This is a genomic window from Arsenicicoccus bolidensis DSM 15745 (assembly GCF_000426385.1).
Classification (GTDB): Bacteria; Actinomycetota; Actinomycetes; order Actinomycetales; family Dermatophilaceae; genus Arsenicicoccus; species Arsenicicoccus bolidensis.
The window spans coordinates 1-16,899 of sequence record NZ_AUFG01000036.1 but is presented as its reverse complement, the minus strand read 5'-3'; the positions used below and the strand labels follow the sequence as shown (position 1 = coordinate 16,899).

Below are 16,899 nucleotides of genomic sequence, written 5' to 3'. Positions count from 1 at the left end.
AGGCCGGCGACCGGTCAGCGACGCACGGGCCAGTCCTCGGCGAGCAGGCCGTACACCCACGAGTCCGAGACCACGCCGTCGACGATGCAGTCCTGTCGCAGCGTCCCCTCCAGGACGAAGCCCAGCTTCTCCAGCACGCGACCGGACGCGGGGTTGCGGGTGTCGCACTCGGCCTGCACCCGGTTGAGCGGCAGCGCGTCGAACGCCCAGGTCAGCACGGCGCGGGAGGCCTCGGTGGCGTAGCCGTGGCCCCAGGACGTCTGGGTCAAGCAGTACCCGAGCCGGGCGCTGCGGAAGGTGTCGTCCCAGTCGACGAAGAGGCACCACCCGAGGAAGGCCCCGTCCTCGAGACGCTGGACGGCCACCCGGATGCCGCTGCCCTGCTCGGCCATGGTGCGGCAGCGCTCGAGGAAGACCCCGGCGCGGGCAGGATCGGTCCAGGGCGGTGAGTCCCAGTACTCCAGCACCCTCGCGTCGCTCATCAGGGCCGTCAGGTCGTCGGCATCGGACGCCGCGAACGGGCGCAGCAGCAGGCGATCGGTGCGCAGGGTGGGGGTGAGCAGCTCCATGCGGCCACCGTAGCGACGCGAAGAGACGGCGCCGAGGGAGTTTTCGGCGCTATGATCGAACGCATGATCGGACTGCAGGGCTCCATCTTCGACCTGGCGGAGGAGTGTGCGCCGGGTCCCCTCGACGGGATGCAGCGCACGGAGCTGACGCGGGGCGCCTGGGTCGATCACTTGCCCGGTTGGGTGCAGGGCTCCGGCCAGCTCTTCGACCGCCTCGTCGAGGTCGTGCCGTGGCACGCGGAGGAGCGCCAGATGTACGACAACGTCGTCGCGGTCCCGCGCCTCACGAAGTACTACGGCTCGCGCGAGACGCTGCCCGACCCCCTGCTCGACGACCTCCGGGACCGACTGTCGGCGCACTACCTGCCCGAGCTCGGCGAGCCCCTGACCAGCGCGGGGCTCTGCCTCTATCGCGACGGCGCCGACTCGGTCGCCTGGCACGGAGACACGATCGGTCGCGGCTCCACTCACGACACGATCGTCGCCATCGTCTCGGTGGGGGCGGCACGCACGCTGGCCCTGCGGCCCCGCGGGGGTGGCCCCACCGCGCACCGGTTCTCCCTCGGTCACGGCGACCTCGTCGTCATGGGTGGTTCGTGCCAGCGGACGTGGGAGCACGCCATACCGAAGTCGACCTCCGCCACCGGCCCCCGCATCTCGATCCAGTTCCGCCCCCGCGGCGTCCGCTGACCCTCCCCCCACTCCACCGACATCGTGGGGGTTTCGTCCAACGTCCTTGGACGAAACCCCCACGATCATCGTTGGTCGGGCGAGGTGAACGCCGTTGCCATGCGGGCTCGCTCGCGCTCGCCGATGCCGTATGACGCCGCTGCGCGGTCCCACCCGCTCGCGGCGGCCCGGACCTCGTCCAGGATCCGCGCGGCGTCGGCCGCCCCGAGGCGGAAGTACTCCGCGACGTCCAGCGCCGCCTCGATCGACCCTCCGTCGCCCGGGTCGGCGACGTCCGTGGCGAAGGGGCCGGCGAAGGGCGTCGGGTTGAGGTCGAAGGCCGGCGAGAGCACCCACCCGTCGCCCTCGCGCAGGAAGCCGTGGTTGCGCAGGTGGTCGTCCGTGTTGTTGATCAGGGCGCCGAGGACGACGCGTCGCCAGAGCTGGTGCATGTCCTCGCGCGCCTGGGGCGAGACCTGCTCGACCACCTCGGCGATGTCCAGGTAGGTCGCGCGGTCGCCGTCGGTGGCCTCGAGCATCGTCATGGCGCTGACGTAGCCGAGACGGTGGGCGCCCCGCCGGTCGAAGCGCTCCACGACCAGCACGTCGCGGCCGCCCACCGCCACGAGCCGTGACGGCGGCACGACGACCTGCGCCGCGGCGGCCAGGTCGAGCGCGACCTTCTCCCAGGCCATGACGTTCCAGTCGTCGTGCCGGTCCGCGGGGAACTTGGCGATGCCGACCGCCCCTCCGGGCAGGCGCACGTGGGCCTTGGGGCGTGCCCCGCCGAGGGACGACCCGGCACCGACGAGCCGCCGCAGCTCCCCCAGGTCGGCCTCGTCGGACAGCACCTTGTCCGCCAGCGACAGCAGGGTGCCGAGCTCGGTGAGGACGGGCACGCCGTCCTGCGCCCCCGCCCGGAAGCTGCCCGGCGGGTCCGCCGGCAGGCGGTAGCGGAGCGCGCCCTGCCGCAGGTCGTCGCGCACGCCGAGCAGGAAGTCGGACTCCCCCGGCTGACGGGGCGTCTCGCCGGCCTCGCGAGCCGCCTCGGCGAGGGTGCGCCGCACCAGCGTCCGCCCCCACCGGTCGGGCGCACTGTCCGCGAAGGCGCCGAACAACCTCCCCGCACTGTGGAACCCACCGGATCGCAACGGCAGACCGGGCTCGAGCGCATAGGCGCCCTCGCGCGCGAAGTAGCCCGGGTCGTAGGTGAAGGTGAGGGACTCGGCCCCGCGCCCCTGGTGCACGTGCATGGTCCCCACCCGCACGTCGGGGTCGAGCCACACCTCGACGGTAATCACGGCTCCCCCGCTCCGGCCCGGCGTCGCACCCGCCGCGGCAGGAGCTCCTCCGCACGCAGCCGTCCCACGTCGCTGCGGAGGGGATCGACCGACGCCACGAGCTCGTCGAGCACACCCAGCGCCCGGGCCACCCGCAGGGCGTGCTCCAGCGCCGCACCCTCACCGGCCTCGAGGCGCTTGACGGTGCGCTCCGAGATGCCTGCGCGGTCGGCGACCTGGGCCACCGTCAGTCCCTGCAGCACCCGCCAGCCGCGCAACGACTCCCCCAGGCTCGCCAGAGCGCGGGTGACGGAGCGTGGCGTCGGGCTCGTCATACAGCCAAACTAGCAACACGGGGCCAGATCTGACCCCTTAACCCTGCAACTAGGCCAGATCTGTCCCCCCACAACCGCAGGTCGTGAGTGTTCGGTCCAAGACTCTTGGACCAAACACTCACGATCGTGGGGGTGGGTGGGAGGGGTGAGTCGTCAGCGCTCGGCGCGGTTGACCGCCGAGACCACGGCCTCGATCGAGGCGCGCAGGATGTTCTCGTGCAGGCCGATGCCCCAGAGGACGCGCTCGCCGACGGCACACTCGACGTATGACGCCGCCCGGGCGTCGCCACCCGCCGACATGGCGTGCTCGGCGTAGTCGAGGACGCGCACGTCGACGCCATAGGCACCCAGCGCGTCGACGAAGGCCGCGATCGGACCGTTGCCGCTGCCCGTCAGGACCTGCTCGACCCCACGGTCGTCGATCCGGAAGGACCACGTGCCGCGTCCGCCCTCGCCCTCGTCGTCCGTGCGAACTCCCTTGAGCGCGAACCGGCCCCAGCGCCGCTCGGCCGGCAGGTACTCGTCCTCGAAGACCTCCCACAGCTGCGCCGGCGACACCTCGCCGCCCTGCGCGTCCGTGCGGGCCTGCACGACGGCGCTGAACTCCATCTGGAGGCGGCGGGGCAGGTCCAGCCCGCGCTCGGACTTGAGGATGTAGGCGACGCCGCCCTTGCCGGACTGGCTGTTGACGCGGACGACCGCCTCGTAGGACCGGCCGATGTCGTGCGGGTCGATCGGCAGGTAGGGCACGCCCCACACGAGCTCGTCGATCCCCTTGCCGGAGGACGCGGACTCGCGGTCCATCCAGTCGAAGCCCTTCTTGATGGCGTCCTGGTGCGACCCGGAGAAGGCCGTGAAGACGAGGTCGCCGCCGTAGGGGTGGCGCTCGTGGACGGGCAGCTGGTTGCAGTGCTCGACCACCGAGCGGATGCCGGCCATGTCGGAGAAGTCGATCTGCGGGTCGATGCCCTGGCTGACCATGTTCATGCCGAGCGTGACCAGGCAGACGTTGCCGGTGCGCTCGCCGTTGCCAAACAGGCAGCCCTCGATGCGGTCCGCCCCGGCCAGGTAGCCCAGCTCGGCCGCCGCGACGCCCGACCCGCGGTCGTTGTGCGGGTGCAGGGACAGCACGACGGACTCGCGGCGGTCCAGGTGCCGGCTCATCCACTCGATCGAGTCGGCGTAGACGTTGGGCGTGGCCATCTCGACCGTGGCCGGCAGGTTGATGATGATCTTGTGGTCCGGGGTCGGGTCGATGACCTCGATGACCTCGTTGCAGACGCGGGCGGCGAACTCGAGCTCGGTGCCCGTGTAGGACTCCGGGGAGTACTCGTAGTAGATGTCCGTGTCGGGCAGCGTCTCCTCGAGCTTCTTGCACAGGCGGGCGCCCTGCAGCGCGATGTCGACGATGCCGTCCTGGTCGAGGCCGAAGACGACCTTGCGCTGCAGCACCGAGGTGGAGTTGTAGAAGTGGACGATCGCCTGCTTGGCGCCCCGCAGGGCGTCGTACGTGCGCTCGATCAGGTGGTCGCGGCACTGCGTGAGGACCTGGATCGTCACGTCGTCCGGGATGTGACCGCCCTCGATCAGCTGGCGGACGAAGTCGTAGTCGGTCTGGCTGGCGCTCGGGAAGCCGACCTCGATCTCCTTGTAGCCCATGGCGACGAGCAGCTGGAACATGCGCAGCTTGCGCTCCGGGCTCATCGGGTCGATGAGGGCCTGGTTGCCGTCCCGCAGGTCGACGGCGCACCAGCGCGGGGCGGCCTGCATGACCTTGTCGGGCCAGGTGCGGTCGGGCAGCTCGACGCGGATCTGCTCGTGGAAGGGGACGTACTTGCCAACCGGCATCGGGCTGGGCTGCTGGGGGTGGATCATGCTCTCGTGCCTCACAGTTCGCTGGTCGCTGTCATGCTCGACGGCCGAGCAGAGCGAGCTCCGCGGCGAGGGCGGCCGTCTCTAGAGGGCCTCGCCGCGGCAGGGAAGGAGGAGGCTCCAGGTGGCCGGGTGGACGGCCCCGTTCCGCATACGCACGATCCTGACCGTATGGCGATGCCCCCGGCCCGTCCACCTGGCACGCCGGGCGGTCCCGCATCCTGGGACGCCGTGTCCACGTGACGTCCTGCTGGAGACGGCGCGGGGCGTTCTCCTGATGGCGCGGTCTCGGCAGGCAGTCGAGCCCCAGCAGTCACATGCTGGTCGTATGCCGACCGCGCCTGCGCAGCTCCCCGCCCCCGTCCTGCCGCGCTGCTGCGGCATCGTCCCGCCGCACCTGCTGCGGCACATCGCCGAGGACGCGCCGGAGCGGCGCGCGGTCGAGGCGGCGCGGCACACGTTGCAGCACGACACGCGCAAGCGCAGCACACGCGAGGTCCGCACCACCCGTCCGGAGCCGCGCCTGCCGGGGGCGATCGGCCTGCGGGACTCGCGCACCCGTCATACGACTCCTGCTGCGCCACAACCGGGCTCGCCGTCGCAGCCCGCCACGCTGAAGCCCGACCGCCGCCTCCACGACGCCCGGCACGGCACGACCCTGCCCGGTCAGCTGGTCCGCTCCGAGGACGATCCCCCCACCAAGGACGAGTCCGTGACCGAGGCCTACGACGGGCTGGGGGTGACCTATCGCCTGCTGGCGGACGTCTACGGCCGGGACTCGCTCGACGGGCGCGGGCTGACGCTGGTGGCGACGGTGCACTACGACCGGGACTACAGCAACGCCTTCTGGGACGGCGAGCAGATGGTGTTCGGCGACGGCGACGGGGTCTACTTCGCGTCGTTCACCGACTCCATCGACGTCATGGGCCACGAGCTGGCGCACGGCATCACGCAGTTCACGGCGGGACTGACCTACGTCGGGCAGTCCGGCGCCCTCAACGAGTCGATCTCGGACGTCATCGGCTCGCTGACCAAGCAGCACTCCCTCGGGCAGACCGCGGACCAGGCCGACTGGCTGATCGGGGCCGGGATCTTCACCCCCAAGGTCCACGGGGTGGCGCTGCGGTCCATGAAGGCGCCCGGCACGGCCTATGACGACCCCGCCCTGGGCAAGGACCCGCAGCCGGGGTCGATGGAGGACTACGTCGACCTGCCGCACGACAGCGACAACGACAACGGTGGGGTCCACATCAACTCCGGCATCCCTAACCGCGCGTTCTACCTCGCGGCGGCTGCGCTGGGCGGGCACGCGTGGGAGCGGGCCGGACAGGTGTGGTGGGACGTGCTGACGGCGGCGCACGGCGTGCGGATCCCGCAGGACTGCGGCTTCGCCCGGTTCGCGCGGGCCACCCTCGACGCGGCGGCCGCCCGCTACGGTGCCGACAGTGAGGAGAGCACCGCCGTCGCACAGGCGTGGCAGCAGGTCGGGGTCGAGCCGGCCACCGGCAAGGACTCCGACGACTAGCGTGGTGGCGTGCGCCTCGAGAATCTGGTCATGCAGGCCCGCGACGCCGAGCGCGTCGGTGCCTTCTGGACCCAGGCCCTGGGGCTGGTGGACGCCGGCCCCACGGACTTCGGGTTCGAGGGCCGGCTGGTGCTCGGCGACGACCTGTTCCTCGACCTCAGCGTCGAGCAGGTCGACCGGGCGCCGACCCCCTCCCCTCGGCTACACCCCGACCTGGCCGGCGGCGCGCGCCAGCAGGAGGTGGTCGACCGTCTGCTCGGCCTGGGCGCTCGGCACCTTGACGTCGGTCAGCGCGACGTGCCGTGGGTCGTGCTCGCCGATCCCGACGGCAACCCCTTCTGCGTGATGGAGGATCGCGAGGCCTTTCGCGACACCGGGCCGATCGCCGCGCTGCCGCTGGACAGCGCCGATCCCGAGCGCGACGCCGCGCTGTATGCCGCCCTGACCGGATGGGTGCAGGTCGTCGGCTCCGCGCCGGTCACGCTGCGGCACCCGAGCCTGCGAGGCCCTCTGCTCGAGCTCTGCCGAGAGCTGTCGCCCAAGCAGGGTCAGAACCGGCTGCACCTCGACGTCCGGCCCGAGGCCGACGATCCGTCGCGGGACGAGCTCGTCGACCTCGCCCTCACCTTCGGGGCCACCCGCGCCGACGACGACTGGGCACAGGGGCATCCCTGGGTCGTCCTGCGGGACACCTCGGGCAACGAGCTCTGCATCCTCGACCAGCTGGACGGCTAGCAGCCCCTATCTCCCGGCGCCCCAGCGCCACAGCGTCCGATGCACCGGGCCGGCGTCGAGATAGCGCAGCACGACCTCGATGTCGGCGTGCAGCTGCTCCAGCCCGCGCCGGTAGTGCGCCGGGAAGCGGTGCTGGAGGGGATCGATGCTGTCGCGGGCCACGGCTGCGGTGGCGAGCAGGTCCGGGAGCCGGGTGCGTGGCACGCGGACGTGCATCCGGCCGTCCACCGTGTCGAGGTAGAGCAGGCACCGGCCGGTCAGGGGCAGCACGGCCGCCGCGGCCTCCGCCCGCAGCTGGTCGCTGCGCCCCTGCCCGAGACGACCCCAGCAGGACCGCAGCGCAGAGGTGTAGCGAGACGAGGCCAGGTAGCGCTGGGCGATCAGCTGGCAGGTCTCGTACTCCTCGTCGTCGAGGACGGCGGCCGACTGCCTGAGCGCGTCGATGAGCAGCAGCAGAGCGAGCGGCCCGCTGCCCAGCTCGAGCGACTCCGCCGCGAGACGCCGCTGGTCGGCCGGCAGTCGGGCCGTATGACGCTGCAGGAGGTCCGCGATGCGTCCGTCGATCGGCTCCAGCGCCTGCGGGGCCGGTGAGCGCAGGAACCCCCACAGCTCCAGCGGACGATGATCGGGGTTGCCGGGCGCCAGACCAGGGGACAGTGCGCGACAGTCGGCCAGGTCCGCGCGCAGGTCCTGCCCGCTCAGGGTCACGGCCCCGAGCGCGTCCGGGTCCAGCAGCGCCATGAACTCGATCTCGCGGGCGGCAGTCGTCAGGACCTCCGCCTCCAGGTCGTGCAAGGACACGGCGACGGCGTCGGGGTACTGCGCCAGCAGCTTCATCGTCGCTCCTCCGAGCTCCACGGCCAGATCCACGTCGGCTGGGTGCTGTCCCTGAGCGTGGTCAAGGTCGTGGTCATCTCGGTCCTCCAGGTCGTCGGGGGCTTCTCGGGGAGGGGGTTTCGGTCGACATACTCCTGCTGCAGATCGCCCGGCGCGGTCCGCGGGGGCGGCGTGGGATCGAGCCCCTCCCTCGCGCGCTGCGCGGCGTCCTGGGCCAGCATCCGCTGCTCGTGGGCCTCCTGCGTGACGCGGAAGCTCGTGCCGCCGTCGGACGCGCGCTCGTTGGTGATCACGATGTGCTGGTCGGTGCGGTCCAGGTGGTAGGCCCGCTGACCGGCCAGCTCGACGCGCGGCTGGGTGTACATCGTGCGGAAGATGCGCTCCTCGAGCTCCGCGTGCGACGTGATCTCCGGCATGTCGGGGGTGTGGACCTTGGCGCCCTTCTTGTCGAGACCGAGCACGTGCTTGTCGTAGGAGTGGCCCCGGGCGATCCGCTGCGCCGTGGCGCCGTACTCCACGTGCACCCGGTTGGTCACCTTGCCGAACATGTCGTGGGCGGCGCGGTTGCGGGCGACCTCGACGGCCCGCGGGTCGGGCCGCGGCGTGCGCACGACCCGGGGGCGCTGCCCGTCTAGATATCCCTGGGAGACGGCGGTCGCCGCGCGAGCCCACAGCGTGAGGGTCGAGTGCTGCACGGGGACGTCCATCACGTATGGCGCGCCGTCCGGGGACTCGAACGGCTCCGCCTCGTGGGCCCACTCGTAGGGGTGCGTGTAGACCCACTGCGCCAGCTCGTGATCGCCGGTCGCCAGCAGCACGGAGCGCGCGAGCATCCCGGCGTCCCCGTGGTCGGAGTACTCGTCCGCCGCGGTGGCGAACGCCTCGTCCTCGGCATAGCGCTGCCGTGACTCCTCGCTCACCGGGCCCCGGCCCCTCTTGTGGGTGTGCGAGGAGACGACCCCCACCACCTGGTGGGCACGGGTGCGCAGGTCCTCGTCGCGGGAGGCGGCCGAGGCGGCCACGGAGGTGGCCGTGGCCACGCCGGGTCGACAGACGGCCGAGGACGAGGTCACCTCCCCGGCGCCGATGCCGGCCAGGGCCCGGGCGAGCGAGTGGTCGACGTCGTCAGCCGTCGCCAGGAGTGCCTGGACATCGCCCTCCGCCGTGGTCCGCAGACCGAGCCGCTCGGCCGGCGACCACGCCGCGTCCACGGCCGGGAGGCACGCCTGCAGGTCGACGACCCGCCCGTCGTCGGTGAGCTCGAACCCGGTGGTGCGCAACGACTCCTCGAGCTGACGCAGGGCGACGACGAGCTGGTCGAGCCGTCCGGCGGCCGCCTGCAGGGCCTCGGCGACCGCCGCGACCTCGGCCGCCTCGGCCCGCACGCCTGCCCTGACGCCGTCGAGCCCGGACCGCGCGGCGTCGGCGGCCTCGCCGCGCCATCCGGCGACCTCGTCGGGCAGCCGCTGGGCGACGCCGCCGAGGGTCACGGCACGCCCGCCGACCGAGGCGGCCACGTCGCGGACCCCGGACGCCGACCAGCGCCGCACCTGCTCCAGCGTCGTCATGGCGCACCGTCCAGGGCGGTCGTCGCCGCGTCCTCGCACGCGCCGTAGGCCTCGCCCGCGCCCACGAGGGCGTCACCGAGCAGGCCAAGGGCCTGGTGCAGCAGCGCGAGCCGGCCGTCCAGCAGCTCGGCCAACCTGGATGCCACCTCGGCGCTGACGCTGCCGGGGAGAGCACCGGCGAGCGGCTCCACCACCGGCGCGACGCGCGCGTGGGCCAGCTCGTCGGCGGCGCCACGCACGCAGGTGCCGCCGTCGACGACGGCCGGCACGGTCACGACATACCGGCTCATCTGCGGGCCACCTCCTGCTCGACTGATGTCAGGAGGGTATGGCGACCGCCGCCTCGCGGCCCCGCGTCATCCACAGGCGGGGCACGCGGCCGGATCCGTCATCCACAGGCCGCGCCGCGAGGGTCAGAAGCCGAGGCGCTGCAGCTGCTTGGGGTCGCGCTGCCAGTCCTTGGCGACCTTGACGTGCAGGTCGAGATAGACCCGCTGGCCGAGCAGGGCCTCGATCTGGGTGCGGGCCTGGGTGCCGACCTCGCGCAGGCGGGAGCCGCCGCGGCCGATGACGATGGCCTTCTGCGAGGGGCGCTCGACGAAGACGTTGACCCGCACGTCGAGCAGCGGGCTGTCCTCGGGCCGGTCCTCGCGCGGGACCATCTCCTCGACGACCACGGCCAGGGAGTGCGGCAGCTCGTCGCGCACGCCCTCGAGCGCCGCCTCGCGCACGAGCTCGGCGATCATGACGGCCTCGGGCTCGTCGGTGAGGTGACCCTCAGGATAGAGCGGCGGCGACTCGGACAGGTAGGACACGAGCACCTCGGCGACCTCGCCGACCTGGTCGCCGGACGTGGCGGAGCAGGGGATGATCGCGTCCCACGAGCCCAGCTGGTCCACGGCGATGAGGTGCTCGGCGAGCCGCTGCCGATCGACCTTGTCGCTCTTGGTGACCAGGGCGACGACCGGGCGACGACGCGACCGCTGCAGCTCGGCGAGCTCGGCGGCGATGAACTGGTCGCCGGGGCCGGGTCGCTGGTCGGCAGGGAGGCAGAAGCCGATGACGTCGACCTCCAGCAGGGTCTCGCGGACGAGGTCGTTGAGCCGCTGGCCGAGCAGGGTGCGCGGCTTGTGCAGTCCCGGGGTGTCCACCAGGATCAGCTGGCCCTGCTCGGTGTTGGCGACGCCACGGATGGTGTGCCGGGTCGTCTGGGGCTTGCTGCTGGTGATCGCGACCTTCTGCCCGACGAGGGCGTTGGTCAGCGTGGACTTGCCGGCGTTGGGGCGACCCACGAGGCAGGCGAATCCTGCGCGGAAGGGTGTGCTCATGAGTGGTCCTCCTGGTGCCGGGCGGCGTCGACGGTGTCGGCGCGAAGGGTGCGGTCCCGATCACGCTCAGCCTCCCACACGTCGACCGGCGAGGGTTCCTGCGGCAGGCGGCGCACGACGACGGTCGCGATCCGGTGCCGGCGGCCGGCCGGACGCTCGGCGGTGAGCTCGAGGCCGAGCAGCTCGACCCGCGACCCGGGGATCGGGACGCGGCCGGAGGCCTTGGCGATCAGCCCGCCGACGGTGTCGACGTCCTCCTCCTCGAGGTCGATCCCGAACTCCTCGGCGAAGTCGTCGACGTGCATGGTGGCGGGGATCCGGACCGTGCCGTCCTCGAGGGGCTCGACCCCCTGCGCCTCGCGGTCGTGCTCGTCGGCGATCTCGCCGACGATCTCCTCGAGGATGTCCTCGATGGTGACGAGGCCGGCGGTGCCGCCATACTCGTCGACCACCACGGCCAGGTGGACCTGGTCCTGCTGCATCTCGCGGAGCAGGTCGTCGACCGGCTTGCTGTCGGGGACGAAGTGCATGGGCCGCATCAGCTCCTCGACGGGCAGCGACCTGGCCTGCTCGTCGTCGTTGACCCGCCGGGTGACGTCCTTGAAGTAGAGCAGCCCGAGCACGTCGTCGCTGTCCTCCCCCACGACCGGGATGCGCGAGAACCCGGAGCGCAGGAAGAGCGATATGGCCTTGCCGAGCGTCTTGTCGTGCTCCAGGGTGAGCATGTCGGTGCGCGGCACCATCACCTCGCGGGCGACGGTGTCCCCGAGCTCGAAGACGGAGTGGATCATCTCGCGCTCGTCGTCCTCGATGACGTCGCGCTGGCTCGCGATGTCGACGAGGTCGCGCAGCTCCGCCTCGGTGGCGAACGGCCCCTCGGCATAACCCTTTCCGGGCGTCACGGCGTTGCCGAAGGCGACGAGCAGGCGGACGACGGGGCCGAGGACGCGGCGCAGCCACACGAGGGTCGGCGACATCATCAGGGACACGCGCGTGGCGTGCTGGTGCCCCAGCGTCCGCGGCGAGACCCCCGCCAGGACGAAGGACAGCAGCGCCATGACGCCGATGCTGACGAGCACGGGCGCGACCGGGCCGTCGAGGCGCTCGGTCACCGCGACCGTGACGAGCACGGCCATCGTCGCCTCCATGACGACACGGAGGAAGGTGGCGGCCGAGATGTAGCCGGGCTTGTCGGCGACGACCGTGGCGAGGGCTCGCGCGCCGGGGCGGCCCTCGTCGAGCATCTCCTCGCTGGTGTGCCGCGAGACGCGTTGCACCGCAGACTCGGTCAGCGCCAGCACGAAGGTCAGGACCAGGGCCAGCACCGCACCCAGGACGAGCTGGATCGTCACGATCAGCCCTGCGGTCGCCCGCGGCCGGCGAGGTAGGTGAGGAGCAGCGTGCGCTGCAGGTCGAACATCTCACGCTCCTCGTCCGGCTCGGCGTGGTCGTAGCCGAGCAGGTGCAGGATGCCGTGGGTGGTCAGCAGGAGCAGCTCCTCCTCGAAGGAGTGCCCGGCCCCCGCGGCCTGCTTCTTGGCGACCGAGGGGCACAGCACGATGTCGCCGAGCACGCCCTCCTGCAGCCGCTGCCCCTCGCGACCCGGCCGCAGCTCGTCCATCGGGAAGCTCATGACGTCGGTCGGACCCTCGAGGTCCATCCACTGCACGTGGAGCCGCTCCATGGAGTCCTCGTCGACGAGGGTGATGGCGAGGTCGGCGCCGCGGTGGACCCGCATGGCGCCGTAGACGAACTGGGACAGCGCGACGAGCTCGCGCACGTCGACCCGGTGGTCGGTCTCGTTGTGGACGTCGATGCTCATCGGCGCGGCGCCTGTCCCCTCTGGTGGTGCGTGGTGCGGCCCTGCGAGGTGCCGCCGTGCTGCGACTCGTCCCAGGCGCCGTAGGCCTGGACGATCTCGCCGACGAGCCGGTGGCGCACGACGTCGGCCGCCGAGAGCTCGGAGAAGTGGATGTCCTCGACGTCGGACAGGATGTCGCGCACGACGCGCAGGCCCGACTGGGTGCCGCCCGGCAGGTCGACCTGGGTCACGTCACCGGTGACGACGATGCGGGAGCCGAACCCGAGACGGGTGAGGAACATCTTCATCTGCTCGGGCGAGGTGTTCTGCGCCTCGTCAAGGATGATGAACGCGTCGTTGAGGGTGCGGCCGCGCATGTAGGCCAGCGGCGCCACCTCGATGGTCCCGGCGGCCATCAGCCGCGGGATCTGCTCGGGGTCGAGCATGTCGTGCAGCGCGTCGTAGAGCGGGCGCAGGTAGGGGTCGATCTTGTCGGTGAGCGTGCCGGGCAGGAAGCCGAGCTTCTCCCCCGCCTCGACCGCCGGCCGGGTCAGGATGATCCGCGTGACGTCCTTGGCCTGTAGCGCGGCGACGGCCTTGGCCATCGCGAGATAGGTCTTGCCGGTGCCGGCGGGCCCGATGCCGAAGACGATGGTGTGCGTGTCGATGGCGTCGACGTAGCGCTTCTGCCCGAGGGTCTTGGGGCGGATCGTGCGCCCGCGCGCCGAGATGATGTTGGTGGTGAGCACGTCGGCGGGCCGCTCGACGGAGCGGTTGCGCAGCATAACGATCGAGCGTTCGACGGCGTCCCGGTTGATGGCGCCACCGGCCTCGACGACGACGAGGAGCTCGCCGACCAGCTCCTCGACCAGCGCGGCGTCGCTGGAGGGGCCGTCGAGGCGGAACTCGTTGCCGCGGACGTGGATGTCGAGCCGCGGGAACGCGCGCTCCATCGTGCGTAGCAGCTCGTCGTGCGGCCCCAGCAGCGAGATCATGGGGACCGACGCGGGTATGACGATCGCGTGGTGCGCGGCAGGGGCGCCACCAGGGCTCGGGGTGTCGGGTCGTGGGGTGTCTGTCATCGTCCCGTCAGTCTACGTGCCGGGTCCGACACACCCTGGGACACGTGGCCGGCCGGCCGAGGCTCTGCGTGTGTCGGCCGGGGGACTCAGCCGGGGGGCCACTGCAGCGCGCGGCCGCCCACGACGTGCAGGTGCAGGTGGTCGACGCTCTGCTGGGCGTCCTGGCCGGTGTTGGAAACGAGGCGGTAGCCGCGCTCGACCAGTCCCTGCTGCTCGGCGACCTGCCCTGCTGCCAGGACCACGTCGACCATCAGCTGGGGGTCGGCCTGGGCCGTCGCCACGGCGTTGGGGTGGTGCGCCTTGGGCACCACGAGCACGTGCGTGGGCGCCTGCGGCTGGATGTCGCGGAAGGCGAGCGTCGTCTCGGTCTCGTGCACGACGTCCCCCGGGATCTCCCCGGCGACGATCTTGCAGAACAGGCAGTCAGGGTCACGTGGGGTCATGCGGCCAGCCTAGCCAGGGACCCCCGCCCCGGCCGGGCGAGCATCCGTCGGCGGGGCGCCGTGGTGCGGGGCCCCGACGTGGGTGACACTGTGAGCAACCCCGTCGTCGTCAGCGAAGGAGCTCGACGTGACCAGCACGAGCACGACGTCCCGCCAGGTCCTGTCCACCATGTCCACGGCCGCGGTCGCCGCGTCGGTCGCCGTGGCACTGTCCGGGTGCGCGCAGCAGACCACCAGCTCGCAGGTGTCCCGAGCCGCCAGCGCCTCCAGCAGCGCGGGCTCCACGACGCCCGCGGCCTCCGGCACGTCCACCACCTCGTCCGCGACGCCGTCAGCCGGCACCGACGGGGCCGGCTCGGAGCAGGCCGGGACGCCCGCACCGGTCGACGCCACCACCGCCGGAGCCCCGTCGTCAGCCGCACCAGACGTCGCCGCCCGGTCCGTGGCACCGTCACGGGCTGCCCTGCCCGTCTACTTCCTGGGTCGGGACGGCACCCAGGTCCGCGAGGGCGGCGGTGCCGCGACGCCGCGGCTGCGCCTGTTCCGCGAGTTCGTGCCCGCGCAGCGATCGGGCTCGACCGAGCAGCGCGCCGAGACGGCCGCCAACGTCGCGATGCGCGAGGCCGGGTCGCGCGGCTACCTCAACGTGTGGGGCGAGCGCACCGTCACGGACATCAAGGTGGGCGCGGGCGCGATCGACGTGACCCTCGACGGACCGACCCGCACGGTCGACGACGCCACCGCGCGCATCGGCACGGCATCCGTCGTGTGGACGGTGACCGCCGCCACGGGCAAGAACCTCCCGGTCCGGTTCCGCTCCCCCGACGGCCGGGTGCTCGGGACCCTCCCCACCAGCAAGACCTACTCCCGGTCGGCCGGGGTCGCCCAGACCAGCGAGCTGGCGGCGGTGTGGATCGACTCCCCCGGCGCGGGCGCGGCGCTCAAGGCGGGACCGGTCGTGGCGACCGGGCAGGCGTGCGCCTTCGAGGGCTCGGTGTCCTACTCCCTCACGCGCGCCGGCAAGGCGGTCCGCTCGGGCCACACCACCGCCTCCATCGCGTGTCCGACGCGCGGCGCCTGGCGCGTCGACCTCGGCCGGCTCGCGGCCGGCAGCTACCAGCTCCAGGTGTGGGCGCCCAGCCCCGCCGACGGCCAGCGCGACCTCGGCCGAGCCACCCGCACCTTCACCGTCCGCTGACCTACCTCAGGTAGTCACATTTAGGTTGGGTGGTGCCCGCGGGCGTCCTGTCTGTCACTGGGCCGCTTCGGTGAGCTCTTGCGGATGATTGGTCGCTCGCGGGCATGCCGGTGTCTGAGGGGTGTCTCTTGTTCGGGAGCGTGCGGCGACCGTTCTGTGGTCGACCCCTACTTCGAATGTGTAGGTGAGCCACGACGACACGGGCCTGGAATGACAGGACACGTGATCGGAGGACTCGTCGTGCAATACGTGCTGGGGATCGATCTGGCGTGCAGAGCCAGACATCAGGCCTCGCTGGCCGACATCGATGGCCGGATCGTCTGGCATGGGTGGAAATTCACGTCCCGCCCCGAAGAGCTCGAGCGGTTGTGGGCCAAGATCGCGCTAGGCCCGGGCGACGACCTGCTGGTGGTGATGGAACCCACACGCAACGCGTGGGTCCTGCCCAAGCACTGGTTCGCCTCCCGTGGTGCCCGCGTCGTGCTGATACCGACCACGCAGTCCGCGGACCTGCGCGCGTACCTGTCCAAGCACACCAAGAATGACAAGCTGGACTCCCAGCTGCTGGCCCGCCTGCCGTCCCTGCACGGCGAGGAGCTACGCGAGCACCACGGCGCCGGGCCCGGTGACCCGCTGCGACGCCTGGTCCGGCGCCGGGACCGCAAGGTGGCCCAGCACACCCAGGCCAAGATGCGTCTGGACAGCCTGCTGGAGCTGTTGGGCCCGGGCTGGCACGACGCGCTGGGCAGCGACTTCACCAAGACCGGCGCGAAGGTCCTGATCCGGTACAGCGACCCCCGCGCCCTGCTGCGGCTGGGACCGGCCCGGTTGACGACCTTCTTGGCCCGTCACTCCCGCGGCCACTGGGGCAGGCCGCACGCCGACGCGTTGCTGGCCGCGGCCCGCGAGTCCGTGCAGATGTGGGGCCCGGAGGGGATCGACTACGCCGAGCTGGCCGACAGCATCGCCGCCGAAGCCAGCGACCTGCTCACCCTCCACGACCAGATCGCTGCCCTGGACGCTCGAATCGCCCCCCACGTCCAGGACGCCGACCCCGGCAAGGTCCTGACCTCGGTCCCCGGCATCGGAGCCGCTACCGCCGCCGTGATCGTGGCGATCATCGCCGACCCCGCCCGCTTCCACAGCCTGGACGCCGTCCGGGCCTACAGCGGCCTGGTCCCGATCACCAGCCAGTCCGGCAACCAGGCCAGCGCCCGCGGGCTGACCAAGGCCGGTGACCCGCTGCTACGCAAGATGGCCTTCCTGGCCGCGGACACCGCCCGCCAGACCGACCCCCAGCTCGCCCGCCAGTACCAACGACTACGCCACAGCGGACGACACCACACCAGCGCGATCTGTCACCTGGCCGGCACCCTGCTGGTGCGCGCCGTGGCCTGCTGGCGCGCCAACAGCCCCTACATCCTCAAAGACACCGACGGCACCCCCATCACCACGGCCCAGGGCCGTCAGATCGTCAACGACCGCTACCAGATCGACCCTGGCAAGACCCGTGGACAGACCAAGAACCGCAAGGCCCAGCACCACAAGAAAAGGACGAGCCGGGAGTCACAGAAGTCGCACAGCGCTCCAACATCCCGACCCGTCCCCATCAATCCTAGAAGCCCCGCACTGACTTGACTCCCCTTAGGAACTCATC

Annotated in this window: 17 protein-coding genes; 5 read left to right on the top strand and 12 right to left on the bottom strand. The window is 71.9% G+C overall.

The window, feature by feature from the left end; genetic code table 11:
• Window positions 1-14: 14 nt before the first annotated feature.
• Entirely contained in the window at window positions 15-569 is a 555-nt protein-coding gene (locus tag K313_RS0115680) for a GNAT family N-acetyltransferase (RefSeq protein WP_029212410.1), read from the bottom strand.
• 63 nt (window positions 570-632) lie between these two features.
• Between K313_RS0115680 and K313_RS0115675 the strand changes: the two genes are divergently transcribed.
• The gene (locus K313_RS0115675) at window positions 633-1,259 is read left to right on the top strand and encodes an alpha-ketoglutarate-dependent dioxygenase AlkB (protein ID WP_034253654.1); all 627 of its coding nucleotides are present in this window, start codon (window positions 633-635) and stop codon (window positions 1,257-1,259) included.
• 65 nt (window positions 1,260-1,324) lie between these two features.
• On the opposite strand, the gene K313_RS0115670 is transcribed toward K313_RS0115675, so the two are convergent.
• From K313_RS0115670 to leuA, 3 genes are all read right to left on the bottom strand, one after another.
• On the bottom strand, window positions 1,325-2,539 hold the full coding sequence (locus K313_RS0115670; RefSeq protein WP_029212409.1) for a type II toxin-antitoxin system HipA family toxin: 1,215 nt from the start codon (window positions 2,537-2,539) through the stop codon (window positions 1,325-1,327).
• The gene (locus tag K313_RS0115665; protein WP_029212408.1) at window positions 2,536-2,853 is read right to left on the bottom strand and encodes a helix-turn-helix transcriptional regulator; all 318 of its coding nucleotides are present in this window, start codon (window positions 2,851-2,853) and stop codon (window positions 2,536-2,538) included. Before K313_RS0115665 ends, K313_RS0115670 begins: the two co-directional genes overlap by 4 nt.
• Before the next feature lie 153 nt (window positions 2,854-3,006).
• Complete coding sequence (leuA, locus tag K313_RS0115660; RefSeq protein WP_029212407.1) at window positions 3,007-4,728, bottom strand: 2-isopropylmalate synthase; 1,722 nt, start codon at window positions 4,726-4,728, stop codon at window positions 3,007-3,009.
• 325 nt (window positions 4,729-5,053) lie between these two features.
• Here leuA and K313_RS0115655 point away from each other — a divergent pair, with 325 nt between their 5' ends.
• Both K313_RS0115655 and K313_RS0115650 read left to right on the top strand, forming a co-directional pair.
• Window positions 5,054-6,250: a M4 family metallopeptidase gene (locus K313_RS0115655; RefSeq protein ID WP_029212406.1), complete on the top strand. Its 1,197-nt coding sequence runs from the start codon at window positions 5,054-5,056 to the stop codon at window positions 6,248-6,250.
• Window positions 6,251-6,259: 9 nt separating this feature from the next.
• Window positions 6,260-6,985: a VOC family protein gene (locus K313_RS0115650; RefSeq protein WP_029212405.1), complete on the top strand. Its 726-nt coding sequence runs from the start codon at window positions 6,260-6,262 to the stop codon at window positions 6,983-6,985.
• Between the two features lie 6 nt (window positions 6,986-6,991).
• Here the strand turns inward: K313_RS0115650 and K313_RS0115645 are convergent, their stop codons facing one another.
• The 8 genes from K313_RS0115645 to K313_RS0115610 form a co-directional block, all read right to left on the bottom strand.
• Window positions 6,992-7,822: a hypothetical protein gene (locus K313_RS0115645; RefSeq protein WP_029212404.1), complete on the bottom strand. Its 831-nt coding sequence runs from the start codon at window positions 7,820-7,822 to the stop codon at window positions 6,992-6,994.
• Window positions 7,819-9,390: a hypothetical protein gene (locus K313_RS0115640; RefSeq protein ID WP_029212403.1), complete on the bottom strand. Its 1,572-nt coding sequence runs from the start codon at window positions 9,388-9,390 to the stop codon at window positions 7,819-7,821. Before K313_RS0115640 ends, K313_RS0115645 begins: the two co-directional genes overlap by 4 nt.
• Entirely contained in the window at window positions 9,387-9,680 is a 294-nt protein-coding gene (locus K313_RS0115635; protein WP_029212402.1) for a hypothetical protein, read from the bottom strand. Before K313_RS0115635 ends, K313_RS0115640 begins: the two co-directional genes overlap by 4 nt.
• A 123-nt stretch (window positions 9,681-9,803) precedes the next feature.
• On the bottom strand, window positions 9,804-10,718 hold the full coding sequence (gene era / locus K313_RS0115630; RefSeq protein WP_029212401.1) for a GTPase Era: 915 nt from the start codon (window positions 10,716-10,718) through the stop codon (window positions 9,804-9,806).
• Window positions 10,715-12,070: a hemolysin family protein gene (locus K313_RS0115625; protein ID WP_029212400.1), complete on the bottom strand. Its 1,356-nt coding sequence runs from the start codon at window positions 12,068-12,070 to the stop codon at window positions 10,715-10,717. The genes era and K313_RS0115625 overlap by 4 nt, the downstream gene beginning before the upstream one ends.
• A gap of 2 nt (window positions 12,071-12,072) precedes the next feature.
• Complete coding sequence (gene ybeY, locus K313_RS0115620) at window positions 12,073-12,540, bottom strand: rRNA maturation RNase YbeY (RefSeq protein ID WP_019284626.1); 468 nt, start codon at window positions 12,538-12,540, stop codon at window positions 12,073-12,075.
• Window positions 12,537-13,601, bottom strand: coding sequence for a PhoH family protein (locus tag K313_RS0115615; protein WP_029212399.1), 1,065 nt, complete (start codon window positions 13,599-13,601; stop codon window positions 12,537-12,539). The genes ybeY and K313_RS0115615 overlap by 4 nt, the downstream gene beginning before the upstream one ends.
• A gap of 86 nt (window positions 13,602-13,687) precedes the next feature.
• Window positions 13,688-14,044, bottom strand: a complete 357-nt coding sequence (locus K313_RS0115610; RefSeq protein WP_019284624.1) for a histidine triad nucleotide-binding protein — start codon at window positions 14,042-14,044, stop codon at window positions 13,688-13,690.
• Between the two features lie 127 nt (window positions 14,045-14,171).
• On the opposite strand from K313_RS0115610, the gene K313_RS0115600 reads away from it, so the two are divergent.
• A complete protein-coding gene (locus K313_RS0115600; protein ID WP_156911426.1) occupies window positions 14,172-15,242 on the top strand; it encodes a Gmad2 immunoglobulin-like domain-containing protein in 1,071 nt (356 codons plus the stop codon).
• A 240-nt stretch (window positions 15,243-15,482) separates the two neighbouring features.
• Window positions 15,483-16,880 carry an IS110 family RNA-guided transposase gene (locus tag K313_RS0115595; protein WP_240483994.1) on the top strand — a complete coding sequence of 466 codons (1,398 nt, stop codon included), beginning with the start codon at window positions 15,483-15,485 and terminating at the stop codon, window positions 16,878-16,880.
• Window positions 16,881-16,899: the final 19 nt, after the last annotated feature.

What these genes read in the sequence shown, in the direction of transcription:
- ybeY (WP_019284626.1), bottom strand. Translation starts at nt 12,540, where the DNA reads ATGAGCATCGACGTCCACAACGAGACCGACCACCGGGTCGACGTGCGC.
- K313_RS0115615 (WP_029212399.1), bottom strand. Translation starts at nt 13,601, where the DNA reads ATGACAGACACCCCACGACCCGACACCCCGAGCCCTGGTGGCGCCCCT.
- K313_RS0115635 (WP_029212402.1), bottom strand. Translation starts at nt 9,680, where the DNA reads ATGAGCCGGTATGTCGTGACCGTGCCGGCCGTCGTCGACGGCGGCACC.
- leuA (WP_029212407.1), bottom strand. Translation starts at nt 4,728, where the DNA reads ATGATCCACCCCCAGCAGCCCAGCCCGATGCCGGTTGGCAAGTACGTC.
- K313_RS0115655 (WP_029212406.1), top strand. Translation starts at nt 5,054, where the DNA reads ATGCCGACCGCGCCTGCGCAGCTCCCCGCCCCCGTCCTGCCGCGCTGC.
- K313_RS0115610 (WP_019284624.1), bottom strand. Translation starts at nt 14,044, where the DNA reads ATGACCCCACGTGACCCTGACTGCCTGTTCTGCAAGATCGTCGCCGGG.
- K313_RS0115675 (WP_034253654.1), top strand. Translation starts at nt 633, where the DNA reads ATGATCGGACTGCAGGGCTCCATCTTCGACCTGGCGGAGGAGTGTGCG.
- K313_RS0115680 (WP_029212410.1), bottom strand. Translation starts at nt 569, where the DNA reads ATGGAGCTGCTCACCCCCACCCTGCGCACCGATCGCCTGCTGCTGCGC.
- era (WP_029212401.1), bottom strand. Translation starts at nt 10,718, where the DNA reads ATGAGCACACCCTTCCGCGCAGGATTCGCCTGCCTCGTGGGTCGCCCC.
- K313_RS0115665 (WP_029212408.1), bottom strand. Translation starts at nt 2,853, where the DNA reads ATGACGAGCCCGACGCCACGCTCCGTCACCCGCGCTCTGGCGAGCCTG.
- K313_RS0115645 (WP_029212404.1), bottom strand. Translation starts at nt 7,822, where the DNA reads ATGAAGCTGCTGGCGCAGTACCCCGACGCCGTCGCCGTGTCCTTGCAC.
- K313_RS0115640 (WP_029212403.1), bottom strand. Translation starts at nt 9,390, where the DNA reads ATGACGACGCTGGAGCAGGTGCGGCGCTGGTCGGCGTCCGGGGTCCGC.